Genomic DNA, 18,254 nt, shown 5'->3' on the forward strand with positions numbered 1-18,254 from the left:
AGTTACGAATTACGAATTACGATTTACGATATTCGTCTCTCTTCAGCTCCTAGAATTTCCTTCTTTAGCTTATTGTAGTCCCAGGCAGACTCGAACTGCCGACCTCTACATTATCAGTGTAGCGCTCTAACCAGCTGAGCTATGAGACTATTTTATAATGACGAGGAACAAATTACGAATTACGAGTGACGAATTACGTATTGTTGTTGTTCATTCTCTATCATTATCAGTCGGTTTTTGTTGTCAGCAAGATTTAAAGAATGGGTGTCCTATATCGTTAGGAACTCTTAATAACTTTTTGTTCGTCATTCGTCGTTCGTAACTCGTCATTAACTTTCGGTTTTCTCTAGAAAGGAGGTGTTCCAGCCGCACCTTCCGGTACGGCTACCTTGTTACGACTTAGCCCCAGTCACTAGTTTTACCCTAAACAGCTCCTCGCGGTGACCGTCTTCAGGTACCCCCAGCTTCCATGGCTTGACGGGCGGTGTGTACAAGGCCCGGGAACGTATTCACCGGATCATGGCTGATATCCGATTACTAGCGATTCCAGCTTCACGGAGTCGAGTTGCAGACTCCGATCCGAACTGTGACCGTCTTTATAGATTCGCTCCTGCTCGCGCAGTGGCTGCTCTCTGTAACGGCCATTGTAGCACGTGTGTAGCCCAAGATGTAAGGGCCGTGATGATTTGACGTCATCCCCACCTTCCTCACGGTTTGCACCGGCAGTCCCACTAGAGGGCTCGACTTGACTCGTTAGCAACTAATGGCAGGGGTTGCGCTCGTTATAGGACTTAACCTGACACCTCACGGCACGAGCTGACGACAACCATGCAGCACCTTGAAAACTGTCCGAAGAAGGAGGTATCTCTACCTCTGTCAGTTCCCATTTAAACCTTGGTAAGGTTCCTCGCGTATCATCGAATTAAACCACATGCTCCACCGCTTGTGCGGGCCCCCGTCAATTCCTTTGAGTTTCACACTTGCGTGCGTACTCCCCAGGTGGGATACTTATCACTTTCGCTTAGCCACTCAGATTGCTCCAAACAGCTAGTATCCATCGTTTACAGCGTGGACTACCAGGGTATCTAATCCTGTTCGCTCCCCACGCTTTCGTCCATCAGCGTCAATAAATTGTTAGTAATATGCCTTCGCTATCGGTGTTCTGTGTAATATCTAAGCATTTCACCGCTACACTACACATTCCAACTACTTCACAATCATTCAAGACTGACAGTTTCAAAGGCAGTTGCTTAGTTGAGCTAAGCGCTTTCACCTCTGACTTATCAGCCCGCCTACGGACCCTTTAAACCCAATGATTCCGGATAACGCTCGCATCCTCCGTATTACCGCGGCTGCTGGCACGGAGTTAGCCGATGCTTATTCGTAAGGTACCGTCATCAAAGTACACGTACCCTTATTCTTCCCTTACAAAAGCAGTTTACAATCCATAGGACCTTCATCCTGCACGCGGCATGGCTGGATCAGTCTTCCGACCATTGTCCAATATTCCTCACTGCTGCCTCCCGTAGGAGTCTGGTCCGTATCTCAGTACCAGTGTGGGGGACATCCCTCTCAGAACCCCTATCTATCGTCGCCTTGGGGAGCCGTTACCTCTCCAACTAGCTAATAGAACGCATACTCATCTTTCACCACCGTAGCTTTAATATAAAAACGATGCCGCTTCTATATACCATTAGGTATTAATCCAAATTTCTTCGGGCTATCCCTATGTGAAAGGCAGATTGTATACGCGTTACGCACCCGTGCGCCGGTTTTGGCTACCCGAAGGTAACCTCTCCCTCGACTTGCATGTGTTAGGCCTGCCGCTAGCGTTCATCCTGAGCCAGGATCAAACTCTTCATCGTTAAAATCTTTAATATCTTTAACCGATTTGTTGTTTATGTAGCGGGCGTATGCAATACGCCCCTACGAATTGACTTCAGGTTTCACTCGATTCTTTAAATCTTTGTTTTGTGCTGTACAACATTATGTCAATGTACGTGTTGTTTCTTGTTTTGAGACCGTGTTTTGTCTCATTTGCGGGTGCAAAGGTACGGCGTTTTTTTAAACTAGCAAATTTTTTCGCAACTTTTTTTGAAAGTTTTTTGTAGTTAGTTGAAAATGAGGGAAATATTTTTTGATGAAAAACTCGGAGAGACTCAGAGAAACTCAGAAGGGGGTGCGAGCCGCACGGGCAGAAAGGGTGGGAGCGGTGGGGTGCGATCCACAAGGGTGGGAGCGGTGGGTGGGGAGTGAGGGAGGTTTAGAGTGGTGAGAATAAAAAGAGTGAGCCTTTTTGGGGACTCACTCTTTATTCTAACAATGAAAAACGTTTAAATTTCTTTTAAGGGAATTGAACATCGTCAATAGAATCGTATTTTAGTTGTTTAGTGACGGTACCCTTTTTCTTATCTTTAAACTCAATAAAAGTTCCTTTTACAATGACTTTTTTGCCTTCTGTGCTGATTTTGGTTTTAAAATCATCTGGTAAACTGCCATAACCTTTAGTGGTAAGTTGTATTTCGGTATTATCTGTAGTAAATACAATTGTTGATCTATTATTAATCATTTTGATAGTTCCTGTGAGTTTTACAACTTTATTCAACTGAAAATCAGCGGCGGTGGCTGTAGAAGCATCGAGTTCGGTTACAGTAGCGGGTGGTTGTGGGTTAGGATTGTTATTAGATGCTCCCCATACTAAATCGCTGTCTTGCTCATAAGCGATTTGAAGCGTAGTATTATGTTTGCTAAAAGTACCTGTTACTGTAACTTCTTTGCCATTTATTTTGAGATTATCTTTACTCTCTTTACTAAGATTTTTGAAGTTTTTAATGTATAACTGTATTTTGGTGCCATCACTAAATACGATGTAGGATTTGGTTCCTTCAACTGTGAGATTACCGTGTAGTTTTACCTTTTTACCTTCTACGAAGTTTGCAGCTGTGGCAGTGCTGGCTTCTACAGTTTCGACAGTAGCAGGAGGATTAGGGTTGTTATTAGATGCACCCCATACTAAATCGCTGTCTTGCTCATAAGAGATTTGTAGTGTATTATTGAATTTGCCAAAAGTACCTGTTACTGTAACTTCTTTGCCATTTTCTTTAAGGTTTGTTTTGTTCTCGTTGCTAATGTTTTTGAAATTACGTGTATACAACTGTATTTTAGTACCATCGCTAAAAAGAATGTAGGCTTTTGTTCCTTCAACTGTGAGATTGCCGTGCAGTTTTACCTTTTTACCTTCTACAAAGCTGGCTGCTGTAGCGGTACTAGCTTCTATGGTTTCGACAGTTGTATTGGTTTGGGTACCGGTAGAGGTGCCTCCGTTGACTACTACTATATCGGCATAGTTGCTAATCATAAATTGCCAATTTTGTCCGAATTTGGTGAGTACCCCTGTGATATCTAAAGTTCCTGCTGGCACTTTTTCATCTTTGAACTTGGCATAACGACTAGTTCTAAACGGAATCGTATTGCCTTGTGCATCGGTAAGGGTATAATCGGTTCCTTGACGAGCGTCATTGGTTTTTTGATGCATTTCTTTACCTACATCAGCGGTTTTGAAGTGTACTCCTTTAAGGGTGATAAGCTGGTTGACATTGGCTTCTACCTTTAATGTATTAATAGAAGCATCGGCTTTAGCGAGTTCGGCTAAAGTTTTACGCACTCCTCCTTTATCGAAAAGGTGATTTTTAGCAATGGCTTCTGACATTCGTCCTACACTGGTTCTTCCATTATTTGCTTGGAAGATTCCACTTCCAAAGTCGACTCCACCATTGTTTATTTGTGAGGTGAGTCCTTTGAGTCGCAATTGTACTTTGGCACCTAATGGGAAATCAGTATATAGACCTGTTTTGTTGATAGCGACAGTAACTCCTTTGGTTTTATCTTCGTTTTGGATATAAATTTTTTGATAGAAGTTACCGCCTTCATCACTAGAGATTACATAACCTTCGATAGCTTCATCGGCTCCATAGGTAACTACTGTGTTAGTAGCTTGAGCGGTGGCTACATCAAAAGTTACTACCTTTCCACTAAAAGGAGGTAGAGGCTTTTCCCCGTTAGGGTTGGGAATTTCATAATCGTCGTCTTTTACACACGATGTAATTGCAAATAGCGACAATAGGGCTATCGCTGTGGGTTTTAATAAGTTTAATTTCATACAACTATTAGTTTAGAGTTATGAGTTTTTCATCTTCCATTTAGGATTTGCTTATTGGCAATTTCCTATTTTCCATTTCTTATTTGTTAAAGTTTGCATTGTTTGCTTTTCTGCTGGATCATCAGTAATTCTGGGATTCATATAAACCGTACCTCCACCATTTTCGTGCATAGTGCTTGCGCATTTTTTTAGTTTTTCACCAGAAAATGTAAGATTAAAGCGCAATTCGGTGAGCTTTTTATTATTGGTAAGATCTAAGCCAACAAGAGGCAAGTTTGACACTTTCAAGTAAGTGAGTTGAGTATTGTTGTGCAAGTTCACTTCTTTAATTTTATTATGACTCATATCCAATCTTTCCAATACAGCGTTGCGGGTTACATCTAACGAAGTTACTTCATTGCGATCGCATTTAAAAGTTGTTACCTTTCCATAAACTCTCACTGTATTGCCTTGGAGTTTATAGGTTGTTGTAGCAGCTGTTAGGCGAACATCGGAGCCCGTATCGAAGACACCATTGTTGTTTAGGTCTATCCACACATCTTTTTTATCGGCTTCTTTGGCAACTATAGTTAAAGAGATATTGCTTCCCACAGGTTTATTGGTGGTGAGCAACATATAAGGCACCCCCTGAAATTCCGTGTCAGAGTTTGACTCATTGCTTTTAGAGCAACCTACTAATGCAGTAGTTGCTAGGAGGAGGGCTAACGCCCCTTTTCTAAAGATGGATAGTTTATTCATCATATTATTTATTAATTGTGTTTTCTTTCATACATAGCGAGCACTCTAGCTTTAAAGGCTTACTGCCAAATTGAGCATATAGGTGCGTCCGTAGCCGACGAAATATCGATTACCGAAAGAAGGAACTCCTTGGGCGTTATCTTGGAGCATTCTGCCATAGTTGGCTGTACGTGATTGTTCAAAACCTCCTGAAAGGAATTTGGTATTGAAGAGGTTGTTCACACTTGCCATTAGGTTGATATAGGTTTTCTTTACGCGCCAAGATTTTCCTCCTACGAGGTTCACTAAGAATACATCGTCTAAGCGTTCTTGTTTGAGGAGCTGACGAGCTTTATCGAAATCGATATTAGAGTAAGTCGCTTTGGTAGCGGGGTCTATAAAGAACTGAGAGGTGCGGCTGAGAGCAGATAGCGATACGTAGTTTTGTGCTAAGAAATTGGCTGTTGCTCCTACCCACCAATATTTAGGATTGCGGTATTCTAAGCCTAATGAATAGGCTTGTTGAGGGCCGCTTGGTACGTGGTAATTTTTCATTTTCACCTCGTCGATAGCTTTATTTACATCTCCCGCTGAAATGTAGAGCGATGGATTATTAATATAGGTGTATTGCCCTATAGCAGCAGCAGCCGTAATTTTTACAGTAGGGTGCAATTGAGCTTCAGCGCCGAATTCTAATCCGAAGTGGCGTTTTTGGATACCATCTACAGTTTGAGCTACAAAGTCTTTATCGATTTCATCAGTAATAGCGGTTTCGGTATAGAAAAAGTTAGTTTCGGCAGTGTTTTCTATCTCGGTAAAGAAGCCGGTGAGGCGACCTTTGAGGTAAGGCATACGGAAGATGTAGCTTGCATCGGCACTATAAGCCAATTCGTTTTTGAGGTTAGGCAACAAGCGATTAGAATTGCGTATATTTGCATATATATTGCGCAAGGACTGTGGGGTATTGAAATAGCCTACATTGAGTTGCAAGAGGTGGCGACCAGTAAGGGCATAAGTAATCCCTGCTTTAGTACTCACACCATTTTGCACTTGCATTGCCCCTTTACCATAGGAATCGCTGTAGAGAGGGTAGTTGTATTTGCCCTCACGTTGTACATCGGTGTAGTGGTAACGCCCTGCGATGAAAAGTTCAGCTTTTTTGAATGTAAATTCCAATTGAGAAAATGCCTCGCCTACGTTGCTTTTTAGGCTATAGAAGTAATTCCATTTATCGCCTTTTTGTTTTTTCATATCTGCCTCATTGGCATCATAAGGTTTGTTCTCGAAGTAATCGTAGTTCACAAAGTACTGACCTCCGAGCAAGTCGTCAATTTCGGCAAAGTTATCGGAAGAGATATTGCGGTATACGAGTCCTGATGTCCATTTGATAAAATCGTGAATAGGCATTGCAAAATTCACGTTGGCAGAAAAGGTGCGTTCGCGGTTGATATCGTTGCTGACTATAAAAGTACTGTGTTTATCGGTATTGTTATAGTTTGCATAATACAATTTTTCCCAATTGAGTTGCGGGTTTTCTAAAATGTAGTTTTTTTGATTTTCGGCGGCTGCAAAGTCGGGACCTGCATTTTGATTTAGGTAGTAACTTGGCATATTTTTATAGTAGTTAGGTTCGGGGTTTTGAGCGTTCGCATAAGCGATGCGGGTATTGCCAATTTCGCCGAATTGATAACCTAAATCGATATTCAAACGGGTATCGTTTTTCAAGTAGTTATATGAGAAAACGAAGATGGGTTCGGAAATGATGCGGTTGCGAGAGTTACGTTTGTCGCCCATTTGTCTGCCCCAGTAAGGGTTGTATTGATAACCGAACAAATCAAGAGCTTCGCGAGTAAGGGGCGAACTCTTGCCGCGTTTCACGGGGGAGAACATTCCGAGGAGGTTGAAGCTGCTATGATCGTCCAGTTGGTATTCTACAGCAGCTGAGAAAGCATAGGCATTGTAGAGCGTACCATCTACCCAAGAGCCTTGAGGCGCAAAGCGACGAGAGGCAGAAACCATAAAGGATAAACCATTGCGGAGTACGCCTGAGTTGTAAGTAGCCATCAATCGACCGGTATAACTGCGGTTGCTTGCTGAAGAAGTAATGCGAAGCCCAGCGCGGTTGAGTGAGGGACGAATGTTGATATAAGTAGATCCCATTAGCCCTCCGAAAGTGTAATCAGACTTTGAGAGCCCATTGCTGTACTCTTGGTTACGAGTAACATCATTGAGACCGCCCCAGTTATTCCATTGGGCGCGACCATTCTCAAATCGGTTCATAGGGATACCATTGATGAGTACTGTTACATCTTTGGAATCGTAACCACGAGGTTTGAAGAAAGCAGAGCTAAAATCGAAAGCTGCGCGTCGCATAAACACATCTTGAGAGCTTTGCAAGAGTCCAGACATAGCATCGGCGGTACTCTCATCGTCTTCGAGTTCAGATTCGTTGATGACAGCCATTTGTTCGGATTCCTGAACTACATCGGCTGTTAGGCTCACTACGGGCAGTTCCTGAGTGATTTTTTCCCCTCCTACAGAGACTAATTGCTCTTGACGGGTATAGCCATTAAGTGAATAGATGATAAGGTATTCGCCTTCGGGAAGAGAGAGGGCGTATTTTCCTTTTCCATTGGTAGTTACTTGCCAAGCAGAAGCATTGACGTGTACTTTCACGCCTTCTAATGGCTTTTTGCTCAATTCATCTACCACCGTTCCTTCTACTCGCCATTGTGCAAATGCCGAAGCTGACATTAGCAAGAGTATGAACAAATAAAATTTCTTAAACATAATAAGGTTGATTTCTTGTATTAGGAGACAAAGGTACAACAATAAAAGCAAACAACCAAAAATAAATCATAAAATTATTTTATAGTGGGTTTGGTGTGATTAATTATTTGAAAATCAGAGAAATATTTTAAATCGCGCTCAAATTTTACAAAATTGTGCAGCTGGGTATGTGAAATAGGAATTTGCACGAAATTGGGGTTGAAAAAGTGATGTTGTGATGAGGGGGAGAAGCTTGGAGAGTCTTGGAGAATCTCGGAGAATCTTGGAAAAGCTCGGAGAAGTGTAGGGACAGCTTTTTCACCTGACGGTGATAGTATTATCTCACATATAAAAAGCCTTTTTGCTGTTCTTCTTTTCCGCGTTTGCTGTAACGAACGATATAGAAATAAGTGCCGTGAAGGGCTTTGTTATTTCCTATAAAACCTTTGGCATTGGCGTTCCCTCTAAAGTAATCGCCGTTTTTTCCATAATGTTCATTTTCATATACTTTTAAGCCCATTTCATCGAAAATGAGGAGGTGAATAGGACTATTATCATCTGCTCCTTCTACCATAAAATAGTTGTTCGTATTCTCAGTAGAAACACCATTGTAGATAACAATGTTTTTCTCTGGCTCTTGCTGTGGTTTACTATCTTCTGCAGGAGAGGGCGTTTCTGTTTTCTTTTTAATTTTAAAACCTCCATTGGGCACTGATTTTCCGTTAGAAATTTTATAAGGCGCTACATTGGTGATAGCAAATGCGATATGGTCTATCACTTCCACTTTGATAACGCCTGCAGGGAGTTGGATTTTTGGCTGTTTGCCCCATTCTACCGTACCTATCTCGATATTAGGAAGTGTAATCTCGCAAGTACCATCGTTTTCGGTGTTTTCTACCAAAGTATATTTAAAGGTTTTACCAAAATCATCGGAAAGGAGGATACGCACTTTGCTATTAGAATCAAAGAAGTTAGGGTCTACTTGCCAATGAAGTGTTATTTTATCACCCCCTTGGTACTCGTCGTTCATTCCGTTAGTGATCGCAAAAGTTTTACCGTCGGCGATGTTCACCTTTACGGCTACCATATCGTAATTCACAAAGTGTTGGGGCGCAGGATTAGAGGTTGCCACCCAAAAGAGGTGTTCGCCTTTTACATTGGGACGTGTATACTCTATAAAGCCTCCCAAATCGCTGTACTGTGTTTGGAAAATGATGGGATTTCCTTCTGTTTTCCCTTTACGAGTGAGGAACTTAGGATCGTTTACTCCTGCCCTACTGGTGAGTTGCGCTGTGTAATAAATAGGGAGATTGTTAGGGCTTGTCGCCTTGATACGGAATTGGAAATAAGTATCTTTAGGAATGGTATAGGTTTCTTGTAGTTTAGTGCGGTCGATTGTAGGGAAAGAGCTTTCGGTTTTGATACCATAAACATAATTGAAATTACTCACATCATTCCCATTGCGGTCTACTAACTGAGTACGCTGAGAATCTTTGAAATAAGACCGATTGACAATCCCGTTGCGTATTTGATAAGCGGTAGGCAATGAAAAGAAAGCCCCATCGGGGAAATTGTTGCTATAGCCCATCAGCGATTGACCGTAGCGAGGTTCTGTATAGAGAGAGTTACCTGAATAGGCGTTTTTAAAAGTGTGGTCGGCACCAAATAAATGTCCGATTTCGTGAGCGATGGTTGCATTTTCGGCTATTGCCGAAGCCCCTCCTTTTCTTACAAGACGAAATCCTCCAGAAAAGAAAGCGAGTCCTGACAAGGTAGCATCGGTGCCAGGAGCAATCACAATTCCTATGTCATACTGTTTATCGCCAATGAGTTCGTTGATTTTTTCAGTAGAATTTTCGATGATATCTCGTCGTGATTTTTGATTGTACAACTGCTTAGCAGCTTCTTGAATAATAAGTCGGTTATCATCTACAATACTGAATTTCAATCCTATATCACGTACATATACCTCGTTGAGAAAGGTTTCGAGGTTGAGCAGGAAGTTTTTTACTTGTGTGATATCACTGCCAAAAGTATGGGCAAAATCGTGGTAATCCACCAATACTGCCAAGCGATAGAGATAGAGAATCCCCTCGGGGTCATTGGGCATTAGAGATGTAGTAGTGGTGATAGGGCGTGCAGTAGGGCTGTTTTGAGGAGAAGGAAAATGAGAGGTGTGCTGCTCTGTATCAGTGCCACATCTTGCATTGGGGTTGTGGTGACGTAGCTCTTTTGCTGATAGTTTAGCTCGTTGTGAGCCTGTAAGTTGGTAGGTAATTCCTCCCCACTGCAAGCTGCCAGAAGCCTCTTTATTAGGGTGTACTACCAAAGTAGCGACAAACTGGTTTTGGCTGTAGCCTACAAAGGTGTGAATGCCTTTATTTTGCTGAGAGTTTTCACGTTCTTGCCATTCAAGGTTAAGGGTTTCACCATTAGGAAGACTAATGTTCCATTGCGCTTGAGCAGTGGTGAAACTGAGGTAGAGGAATAAATAGATAATATGTTTCATTTTAATTTGGTAATGTTTTGAAATAGGTTGTAATACAATGAGTTATTAGTAGTTAGTGAAAAACTCCCCCTACTTGATAGTAAGAGGAGTTTTAACGTATGTCATTTAAATGTATAAATTACAAGGCTACGCGTTTGAAAGCTGTAATCTCTATGTTTTTAGATTTTACAAACTCAGATACTTTTTTGCTTTCGTCGTAGATGTACACTTGGTCGAGAAGAGCTTTCTCTTGGTCGAGGGTAGTGTTATCGGAGATGAAGCGTTGTATCTTACCAGGAAGGATTTTATCCCAAATTTGTTCTGGTTTACCTTCAGCTTTCAATTCGGCTTTAGCATCGGCTTCAGCTTTAGCTAATACTTCAGGAGTGAGTTGTGCTTGTGAAACGTATTGAGGTACGTGTTTGAGCGGTTTGCCCAAGCGGTGTAACTCTTCGTTTTCTTTTTCGATGATAGCGATGCGTGCTTCAGTTTCTTTAGCGATGTACTCAGGAGAGAAATCTTTGTAAGAAAGGGTTTCAGCACCCATAGCAGCGATTTGCATTGCTAAGTTTTTACCTACTTCGGCAGCATCGGCGATAGCAGCAGAAAGACCTACGATAGCAGCGATTTTGTTGCCGTGGTGGATGTAAGAACCTACGAAAGGCGCTTCTACTTTTTCGAAAGCACCGAGCTCTATTTTCTCACCGATTACACCTGTTTGCTCAATAAGTTTTTCGGCTACAGTAATGCCTTTGTAGTTCAAGGTAAGAAGTTCGTCTTTGCTATTTACAGTAAGGGCAAGATCAGCTAAATCTTTAGCGAGGGCTACGAAATCAGCATTTTTAGCTACGAAGTCGGTCTCACAGTTAAGAGAGATGATAGCACCTACCGTGTGGTTAGCATTTACTTGAGCGATAGCAGCGCCTTCTTTAGAATCGCGGTCAGCGCGTTTAGCGGCTACTTTTTGACCTTTTTTGCGCAATACTTCGATTGCTTTATCGAAATCGCCTTCGGCTTCGATGAGGGCAGCTTTACAGTCCATCATACCTGCGCCGGTAGCTTGGCGGAGTTTATTTACGTCTGCGGCGGTAATATTTGCCATTTTTATTAATGTTTATCCTCTCCCCAGCCCTCCCCCGAGGGGAGGGAGAAGCCGGTGAAAGTGAGTTAAAAAATAATTTTAAGGCTTTGACAAAGTTTTGGACTTTGTCAAAGCTTATTTGATTTATTCAGTTGCTTCAGCTTCTTTATTAGCGTCGGCAGTTCTGCTAGAAAGACCTTCGTTTACAGCTTCGGTGATGTAAGAAAGAACTTTTTCGATAGCTTTAGAAGCGTCGTCGTTAGCAGGGATAGCAAAATCCACCTCACGAGGGTCGGAGTTTGTATCTACCATTGCGAAAATAGGAATGTTTAATTTTTGCGCTTCTTTTACAGCGATGTGTTCACGGAGTGTATCTACTACAAATAGAGCACCAGGGAGGCGAGACATATCGGCGATAGACCCTAAGTTTTTCTCGAGTTTTTCGCGCATACGTTCTACGTGTAGTTTTTCACGTTTTGAAAGGGTATCGAAAGTACCGTCTTTTTTCATTTTGTCGATAGACGACATTTTCTTTACAGCCTTACGGATGGTTACGAAGTTAGTAAGCATACCACCAGGCCAACGCTCGGTGATGTAAGGCATTTTTACAGACGTTGCTTTTTCGGCAACAACGTCTTTAGCTTGTTTTTTGGTAGCCACGAAAAGGACTTTTTTGCCAGAGGCTACGATTTTTTTGAGGGCTTCGGCAGCCTCTTCAATTTTAGCAGCGGTTTTGTACAAGTTGATTACGTGGATACCGTTGCGTTCCATATAGATGTAGGGAGCCATATTAGGATTCCATTTGCGGGTAAGGTGACCGAAATGTACGCCTGCATCTAATAAATCTTTAATTTCTATGTTATTTGCCATTTCTTTTTAAATAGTTTACGTTCCTACTATTAGCAATAGCTTGGAGAGGTTTTATAAAAATGGAATAACCGCCTGAGCCATTTGGATGCTAAACTAAGGAGCAAATTGTTTTTTTAGGTAAGAGATAAGAGGTAAGAGATAAGAATAAACATTCATTTTTAACTCTTTTCCTTTAACTTTTAAATATTCACTAATACTAGCGTTTAGAGAATTGGAATCTCTTACGGGCTTTTTTCTGACCGAATTTTTTACGTTCAACCATACGAGGGTCACGAGTTAGGAGCCCTTCAGGTTTTAATACAGCGCGGTTTTCGGCGTTGAGTTCGCAAAGTGCGCGAGCGATAGCCAAACGAACGGCTTCGGCTTGACCGGTGATACCACCTCCGTATACATTTACTTTTACATCGTAAGCATCTTCAGCACCTACAAGGCTGAGGGCTTGTTTTACTTTGTATTGTAATGTAGGGGTAGTGAAATAATTGTTGAGTTCGCGTTTGTTTACGGTGATAGTACCGTTACCTGCTTTAAGGTAGATACGCGCTACGGCGGTTTTTCGTCTACCGATGGTGTGAATTACTTCCATTATTTCAAATCGTTTAAGTTAATGGTAACAGGTTGTTGAGCTTCTTGTTTGTGCTCGGTACCTGCATACACTTTTAAATTACGTAAAACTGCTGCACCCAATTTTGTTTTTGGTAACATACCTTTTACAGCTTTCTCGATGATACGTTCTGGGTGTTTTTCGAGGAGTTGTTTTACTCCTGTAGTGCGTTGTCCTCCTGGGTAACCAGTGTGGCGAAGATAGGTTTTATCTTCCCATTTGTTCCCTGTAAGGTTGATTTTCTCGGCGTTGATAACGATTACGTTATCGCCACAATCAACGTGAGGGGTAAAATCGGGTTTGTACTTACCGCGAAGTAGCTTTGCTACTTTAGAGGCAAGGCGACCCAAAGTCTGTCCGTCAGCATCTACCAAAACCCACTTTTTGTTTGCAGTGGTTTTGTTGGCAGAGATGGTTTTGTAGCTTAATGTGTCCACTCTTTGTGATTTTTATTAAAAATTAAACATTCCTTATAGTGTCATCAAACGACACTTTTATTTTTAGGGCGCAAAATTACAACAAATATTTGAAACTGCAAAATTTTTGTGAGGTAAGAGGTAAGAGGTAAGAGGTAATGATTTGGCAATTAGCAAATTAGGTGATTAGCAAATTATAGAGAGGTACAAGCCGCACGGACAAAGAATGGGGGTGCGAGCCGCACGAGTAGAAAATCTCAGAGGGACTCGGAGAGGCTCTGAGATTTAGTTATAAATATAACTGCTTGTCGTGCTACGACTATTCGTTGTTTTCTATGGTTTTGTAGGCTTCGATGATGCTGCGTACTAATGGGTGGCGCACAACGTCCTTGTCGTCTAAGTGAAGGAAGGCGATGCCTTGTACGTTTTGGAGGATGAGCATCGCTTCTTTGAGTCCGGAAGAGACTTTACGAGGGAGGTCGATTTGTCCAGGGTCTCCGGTAATCATAAACTTGGCATTGCGCCCCATACGGGTGAGGAACATCTTCATCTGGGCGTGGGTGGTGTTCTGTGCCTCATCCAGAATTACAAAGGCGTTGTCGAGGGTGCGTCCGCGCATAAAGGCAAGGGGGGCAATCTCAATGATTCCTGCCTCAATAAAGGCATTGAGTTTTTCGTGGGGAATCATATCGCGCAAGGCATCGTACAGCGGTTGCATATAGGGGTCGAGTTTTTCCTTGAGGTCGCCAGGGAGAAACCCGAGGTTTTCGCCTGCTTCGACGGCTGGACGGGTGAGGATGATACGGCGTACTTGCTTTTCTTTGAGGGCTTTTACAGCCAAGGCAACGCCTACATAGGTTTTACCGGTACCGGCAGGTCCAACGGCAAAAACCATATCGTTTTTGCGCATCATTTCTACCAATTTTACTTGGTTTTGAGTTTGCGGACGGATGACTTTACCATTCACCCCGTGCACAATAACATCTTCCTCACGTACTTTTTCGGTAGTTTCGGGGCTAGATGCCGATAGAATATTATCAATAGTGCGCTCGTCTAAACGGTTGTATTTGGAAGTGTAAGAAATAAGTTTTTCCATTTGTTCTTGAAAATCTTTGAGCAGATGTTCTTCGCCAAAAACGATGAGCTTGCTACCGCGTGCAACGATTTTCAGTTTAGGAAATAGGGTTTTGATGTACTTGATATTACTTTCGTCTTCCCCACAAAACACTTGGGGGCTGACTTCGGTAAGTTCTAATGTTAATTCATTCATATTCAGGTAAAAGATAAGAGGTAAGAGGTAAGAGTTTGCGTTTCTTATCTCTTACCTCTTATCTAAATTTAATATTGTTCTAATAGGTATTTGATCAAATCGGTAGTGGTTACAAGTCCTACGAGTTTGCCGTTATCTACCACAGGAATAGAGTGGAAACTTTGGGCGGCAAGGATTTCGGCTACTTCTTTGATAGAGGTGTCGGCAGTTACCGTAAGCGGTGTTTTAGCCATAATCTGCGGGATGGTGTACATATCATAGACTACGGAGGTTACTTCTTCCTCGCCATCGGTCATATCGGCAAAGCTGATACGAAGGAGGTCGGAATAGCTTACAATGCCTATAAGTTTATCGCCTTCCACCACTGGTATATGGCGTATGTGGTGTTTTTTGAATAAACGCTCGGCTTCATAGAGCGATTGATCGGGAGTAAGGGTTACTAACTCCTTACTCATAATTTGTGATATGGGTACTCTTTGTCTCATAATAATTGCGTTTTTAAGGTGAATGTTTTTGTTTATTGATTTCACCCGCAAAGATACGAAACTTTTTGTAACTAACAAAATTATTAATCAGCAAATTTGTTAATTTTTGGCTATATCACAATTTGGCTGTAACTTGTGTTATCACCTCATCGGGTGATTCACAACTGAAAGCGTATTTTCTACCGCTTTTGGTGGTTACCAAAAAACATTGATGGGTATCGCCTACAAACGAAGTGTACTTACCGATGTGCTTGTTATAGAAAATACCTATATAACCGAAAAAGCCTGCTGAACCAAAAATTCTCATATCCCAAAGCGACGGCTTGTGTTTTTCTACGGAGAGGATTTGTCTGTATTTTAAGCTGTTAGTACCGAAAAGCTTTTTCAAAGTAAGTTTATCGGGTTCTAACACTATACTCATAGGAGCACTGAGTACAAATACAGCTAAGGTAATGGTAATAGCGATGATACCTAACAACAAGCCGTAGCTGGGATTTAAAATATAATTCCTGCTCATCGTTACTAAAGCAACGATGACTAATATGCTTACTAATACTGTAATGATTCTTACTGTATTACTCCAATGGACATTCTTTTTCATAGAGTATTATAGTTTTTTGAGTGCATAAGCAGGAAAATAGAAAGTGGGCTTACTATGACTTTGGAAGAAATAGATAAAGCGATCATTTTGTTTTTCTCCTGTATTTTTGATGTACAAACCTTCACTGCTAAGAGCTATCAGGTTTTCTAAACGCTCAAAAGCGAGGTCTAAAAGTGCGCGGTTTTCGGGTTTTAACCAAGAGCTCGAAGCCAGTGGATGCTTGAAACTTTGAAAGGTCATATAGAGTTTTTTATCTTTAAACTCATAAGTAGCATTAGCAGTAATTGCTTCGGCGCTTGATTTATCTGGGAATTTATAGCCAATGACAAGATCTACTTTGTTTCCTGCCTTGAAACGGAGGGTGATAGAGTTGAATGCTTTTTCACTATCAATTGCTAAAAAATTGTCGTGGAAAGGCTTGCTTGTATAAGCTGAGTTTTTAAAGGAGGACTCTAAATAGGTGAAGGCACTTACTTCATCATTGACGATAGCTAAATAATCGTTAGCATTGAAAACCTCTGGGCTGATGAGTGAATAGTACAATTCCACAGTTATCCCCTCTACCGTTGCGCTATAAGTAGGAGTTTCGGTACTGCCACTACGCGTTAAATCACTGAAACTCTTACCTTCTATTGTTAGAGGAGGTAGCAAAGCGATACCATTTTCTTTAGCTTTTACGGGTGCTTTTACAGTAGTGCCTTGAAGAGCTAACACTCTATTGGTGAAAGTAATAGGATAGAATGTAGGCGAAGTAGTTGCCGTCGATACTTTGAGGAGGTAGTGAGAAGAGTGCTCGGTGAGTGGCACTATATTGCGCGCAAGGTTAGGGAATTGCGCTTCATCGGTGGCGGTGAGGGGCTCAAAATAGAGTTGTGACGGCTGATTGCTAAGGAGGTTCTTGAATTTGAGTTTGTTACCTTCCTTACCGAGATATAGGAATTGGTAAACCTTTCCTGAAAGATCTTTAGCTGGATCACCTTGCAGTACATCGGCGAGCTGGTGGAGGTAGTTTTGCCCTACAAAGCTCAACACACTACCTTCTTTGGTTTCCTGAGTGGTGTAGCGCGTGGTGGTGGAGGTAGCGGTCGCACTGAGGTCGGAAAGCATAGATACTTTACCCTCAGACGTAAATTTGAGGAGAAATTGATAATGCCCTGTAACTCCATCGACAGCATAGGAGAGTTTCCAGCCGTTTTGAGCTGTAGTAAGCTCTTTCATTAAGGCAGAGTTTTGCACTGGAGTGATAGGGTCATCTCCAGCAGTGGGGTTGTCGTTCTTAGCGCAGAACGTGAGGCTCATAGCGAGCAGGAGGAGTGTAATTTTTTTCATTGTGAATTAGGTGTTTTAAGGGTTAGAGGTTAGGAAATAGACTTTGGCAAAGGTGCGAGCCGCACAGGCAAGAAACTTTGCCAAAGTGTAGTGATACAAAAATTACAGTTTATTGTCCCCAAGTAAGGAAAGCATATTGAGGATGTTCATAGCTTTGGAAAAAATAGATGGGGTTTGTAGCAAAAGGTCGGATAGAGAGATCCAATTTTTTCACATAATAACCTTGATTACCAAGTTCATAGATGCGGTTTAAGGCTCGTTTGGCTTGTTCTAGCACCGCCTTATTCTTAGGGTCATTCCAAAGATCTTCGTTATCAACTGTTAAAGTTCCGTCAGTTTCGGTGAAATACAAGCGTTTGTTTTTGAGTTCGTATTTAGCGTTTACACTTATAAAAGAAAGATTATTTTCTTCAAAATTGTGCCCTATTTCTATTTGGCAAACAGTTCCTGAGAAGGTCATCATCACCATATAGAGGTCGGTAGTGGCATCTACGCGCAATACATCTTGATAGAAAGCCTCGGTTAGATACTCATATTTTTTCATTACTTGAGTGTTAATCGCAAGTGCTTCAATTTGGGTATTGATGTGCTGGTAATCATCACTGTTGTAATCGTCAGGAGAGAGTAATGAGTAGAAAAGTTCGGCGGTAACTCCATTCACGGTAGTGCGATAGGTAGGAGGGTTACTGTTTTCAACGCGTTTCAATTCGTTGAAAGGTTGTCCGCCTAAGGTAAAAGCGCGATGGAAAGCAATACCATTTTCGGTTGCTGAAGTAGCAATTTTGCTTGGGGTATTCTTCAGTGATAACACTCTATTGGTAAACTCGATAGGATAGGTAGTAGGGCTACCTGTAGTAGGGCTTACTTTCAGGTAATAGTGAGAGGCGTTGTTGCTCAAAGGGGCAATGTTTTTGTACAACGCAGGAGTGCGCGACCAATCGGCAGCAGTAGCGGGTTGAAACACTACAGAAGCGTTGTTTCCCAGAAGCAAGTTTTGGAATTTGAGGTTATTACCTTCCTTGCCTGTATATAGGAACTGATAGACTTTACCTGTGTGAGCAATACTTGCAGCTCCTTGTAGAGCATCGGCTAAACGGTGGATTTGGTTATTGCCGATAAAGCTGAGTACTAAGCCTCTCCCCTCTTCTTGAGTGCTGTAGCCGCTGGTGGTAGGGGTAGCCGTAGCACTGAGATCGGAGAGCATTGTTACCTTGCCTTGATCGTCGAACTTCATCAGGAAATTATAGCCTCCAAAAGAATCATCAGGAGAGACATACGTAAGTTTCCAGCCTTCGGGAGATGCGGTGAGCTCTTTCATCAAGGCAGGGTTTTGTACTGGAGTAACGGAGTCGTTACCAGTGTTGTCATCATCATTCTTAGAGCAGAATGAGAGGCTCATAGCGAGCGCGAGGAGAACGGTGTTTTTTAAGGATTTTTTCATTATTATTATTTCTTTCTTAAGTTTCTC

At 41.9% G+C, this 18,254-nt stretch carries 13 protein-coding genes, 1 tRNA gene and 1 rRNA gene; all 15 read right to left on the minus strand.

Features of this window, described 5'->3' with window-relative positions:
• Positions 1-75 precede the first annotated feature (75 nt).
• Positions 76-149 (minus strand) — tRNA-Ile (locus tag CGC57_RS05930).
• Positions 150-350: 201 nt separating this feature from the next.
• Positions 351-1,865: ribosomal RNA gene (locus CGC57_RS05935) — 16S ribosomal RNA — on the minus strand.
• A 479-nt stretch (positions 1,866-2,344) separates the two neighbouring features.
• On the minus strand, positions 2,345-4,159 hold the full coding sequence (locus tag CGC57_RS05940) for a DUF5689 domain-containing protein (protein ID WP_095898370.1): 1,815 nt from the start codon (positions 4,157-4,159) through the stop codon (positions 2,345-2,347).
• 51 nt (positions 4,160-4,210) lie between these two features.
• A complete protein-coding gene (locus tag CGC57_RS05945; RefSeq protein ID WP_002682272.1) occupies positions 4,211-4,897 on the minus strand; it encodes a hypothetical protein in 687 nt (228 codons plus the stop codon).
• 51 nt (positions 4,898-4,948) lie between these two features.
• Positions 4,949-7,666, minus strand: coding sequence for a TonB-dependent receptor (locus CGC57_RS05950; protein ID WP_095898371.1), 2,718 nt, complete (start codon positions 7,664-7,666; stop codon positions 4,949-4,951).
• Positions 7,667-7,982: 316 nt separating this feature from the next.
• Positions 7,983-10,154: a T9SS type B sorting domain-containing protein gene (locus CGC57_RS05955; protein ID WP_095898372.1), complete on the minus strand. Its 2,172-nt coding sequence runs from the start codon at positions 10,152-10,154 to the stop codon at positions 7,983-7,985.
• Positions 10,155-10,272: 118 nt separating this feature from the next.
• The gene (gene tsf / locus CGC57_RS05960) at positions 10,273-11,235 is read right to left on the minus strand and encodes a translation elongation factor Ts (protein WP_095898373.1); all 963 of its coding nucleotides are present in this window, start codon (positions 11,233-11,235) and stop codon (positions 10,273-10,275) included.
• 123 nt (positions 11,236-11,358) lie between these two features.
• On the minus strand, positions 11,359-12,084 hold the full coding sequence (gene rpsB / locus CGC57_RS05965; RefSeq protein ID WP_095898374.1) for a 30S ribosomal protein S2: 726 nt from the start codon (positions 12,082-12,084) through the stop codon (positions 11,359-11,361).
• Positions 12,085-12,280: 196 nt separating this feature from the next.
• Complete coding sequence (gene rpsI / locus CGC57_RS05970) at positions 12,281-12,667, minus strand: 30S ribosomal protein S9 (RefSeq protein WP_002681865.1); 387 nt, start codon at positions 12,665-12,667, stop codon at positions 12,281-12,283.
• Positions 12,667-13,122 carry a 50S ribosomal protein L13 gene (rplM, locus tag CGC57_RS05975; RefSeq protein ID WP_095898375.1) on the minus strand — a complete coding sequence of 152 codons (456 nt, stop codon included), beginning with the start codon at positions 13,120-13,122 and terminating at the stop codon, positions 12,667-12,669. Before rplM ends, rpsI begins: the two co-directional genes overlap by 1 nt.
• 298 nt (positions 13,123-13,420) lie before the next feature.
• The gene (locus CGC57_RS05980) at positions 13,421-14,371 is read right to left on the minus strand and encodes a PhoH family protein (RefSeq protein WP_095898376.1); all 951 of its coding nucleotides are present in this window, start codon (positions 14,369-14,371) and stop codon (positions 13,421-13,423) included.
• A 68-nt stretch (positions 14,372-14,439) separates the two neighbouring features.
• Entirely contained in the window at positions 14,440-14,856 is a 417-nt protein-coding gene (locus tag CGC57_RS05985) for a CBS domain-containing protein (RefSeq protein WP_002681867.1), read from the minus strand.
• Between the two features lie 115 nt (positions 14,857-14,971).
• Positions 14,972-15,457 (minus strand): PH domain-containing protein, encoded by a 486-nt coding sequence (locus tag CGC57_RS05990; protein ID WP_095898377.1) that lies wholly within the window; start codon positions 15,455-15,457, stop codon positions 14,972-14,974.
• Positions 15,458-15,463: 6 nt separating this feature from the next.
• A complete protein-coding gene (locus CGC57_RS05995; RefSeq protein WP_095898378.1) occupies positions 15,464-16,786 on the minus strand; it encodes a DUF4302 domain-containing protein in 1,323 nt (440 codons plus the stop codon).
• A gap of 109 nt (positions 16,787-16,895) precedes the next feature.
• Positions 16,896-18,227, minus strand: coding sequence for a DUF4302 domain-containing protein (locus CGC57_RS06000; protein WP_095898379.1), 1,332 nt, complete (start codon positions 18,225-18,227; stop codon positions 16,896-16,898).
• Between the last annotated feature and the right edge of the window lie 27 nt (positions 18,228-18,254).

It is taken from the genome of Capnocytophaga sputigena, from assembly GCF_002302495.1.
GTDB classification, from domain to species: Bacteria; Bacteroidota; Bacteroidia; order Flavobacteriales; family Flavobacteriaceae; genus Capnocytophaga; species Capnocytophaga sputigena.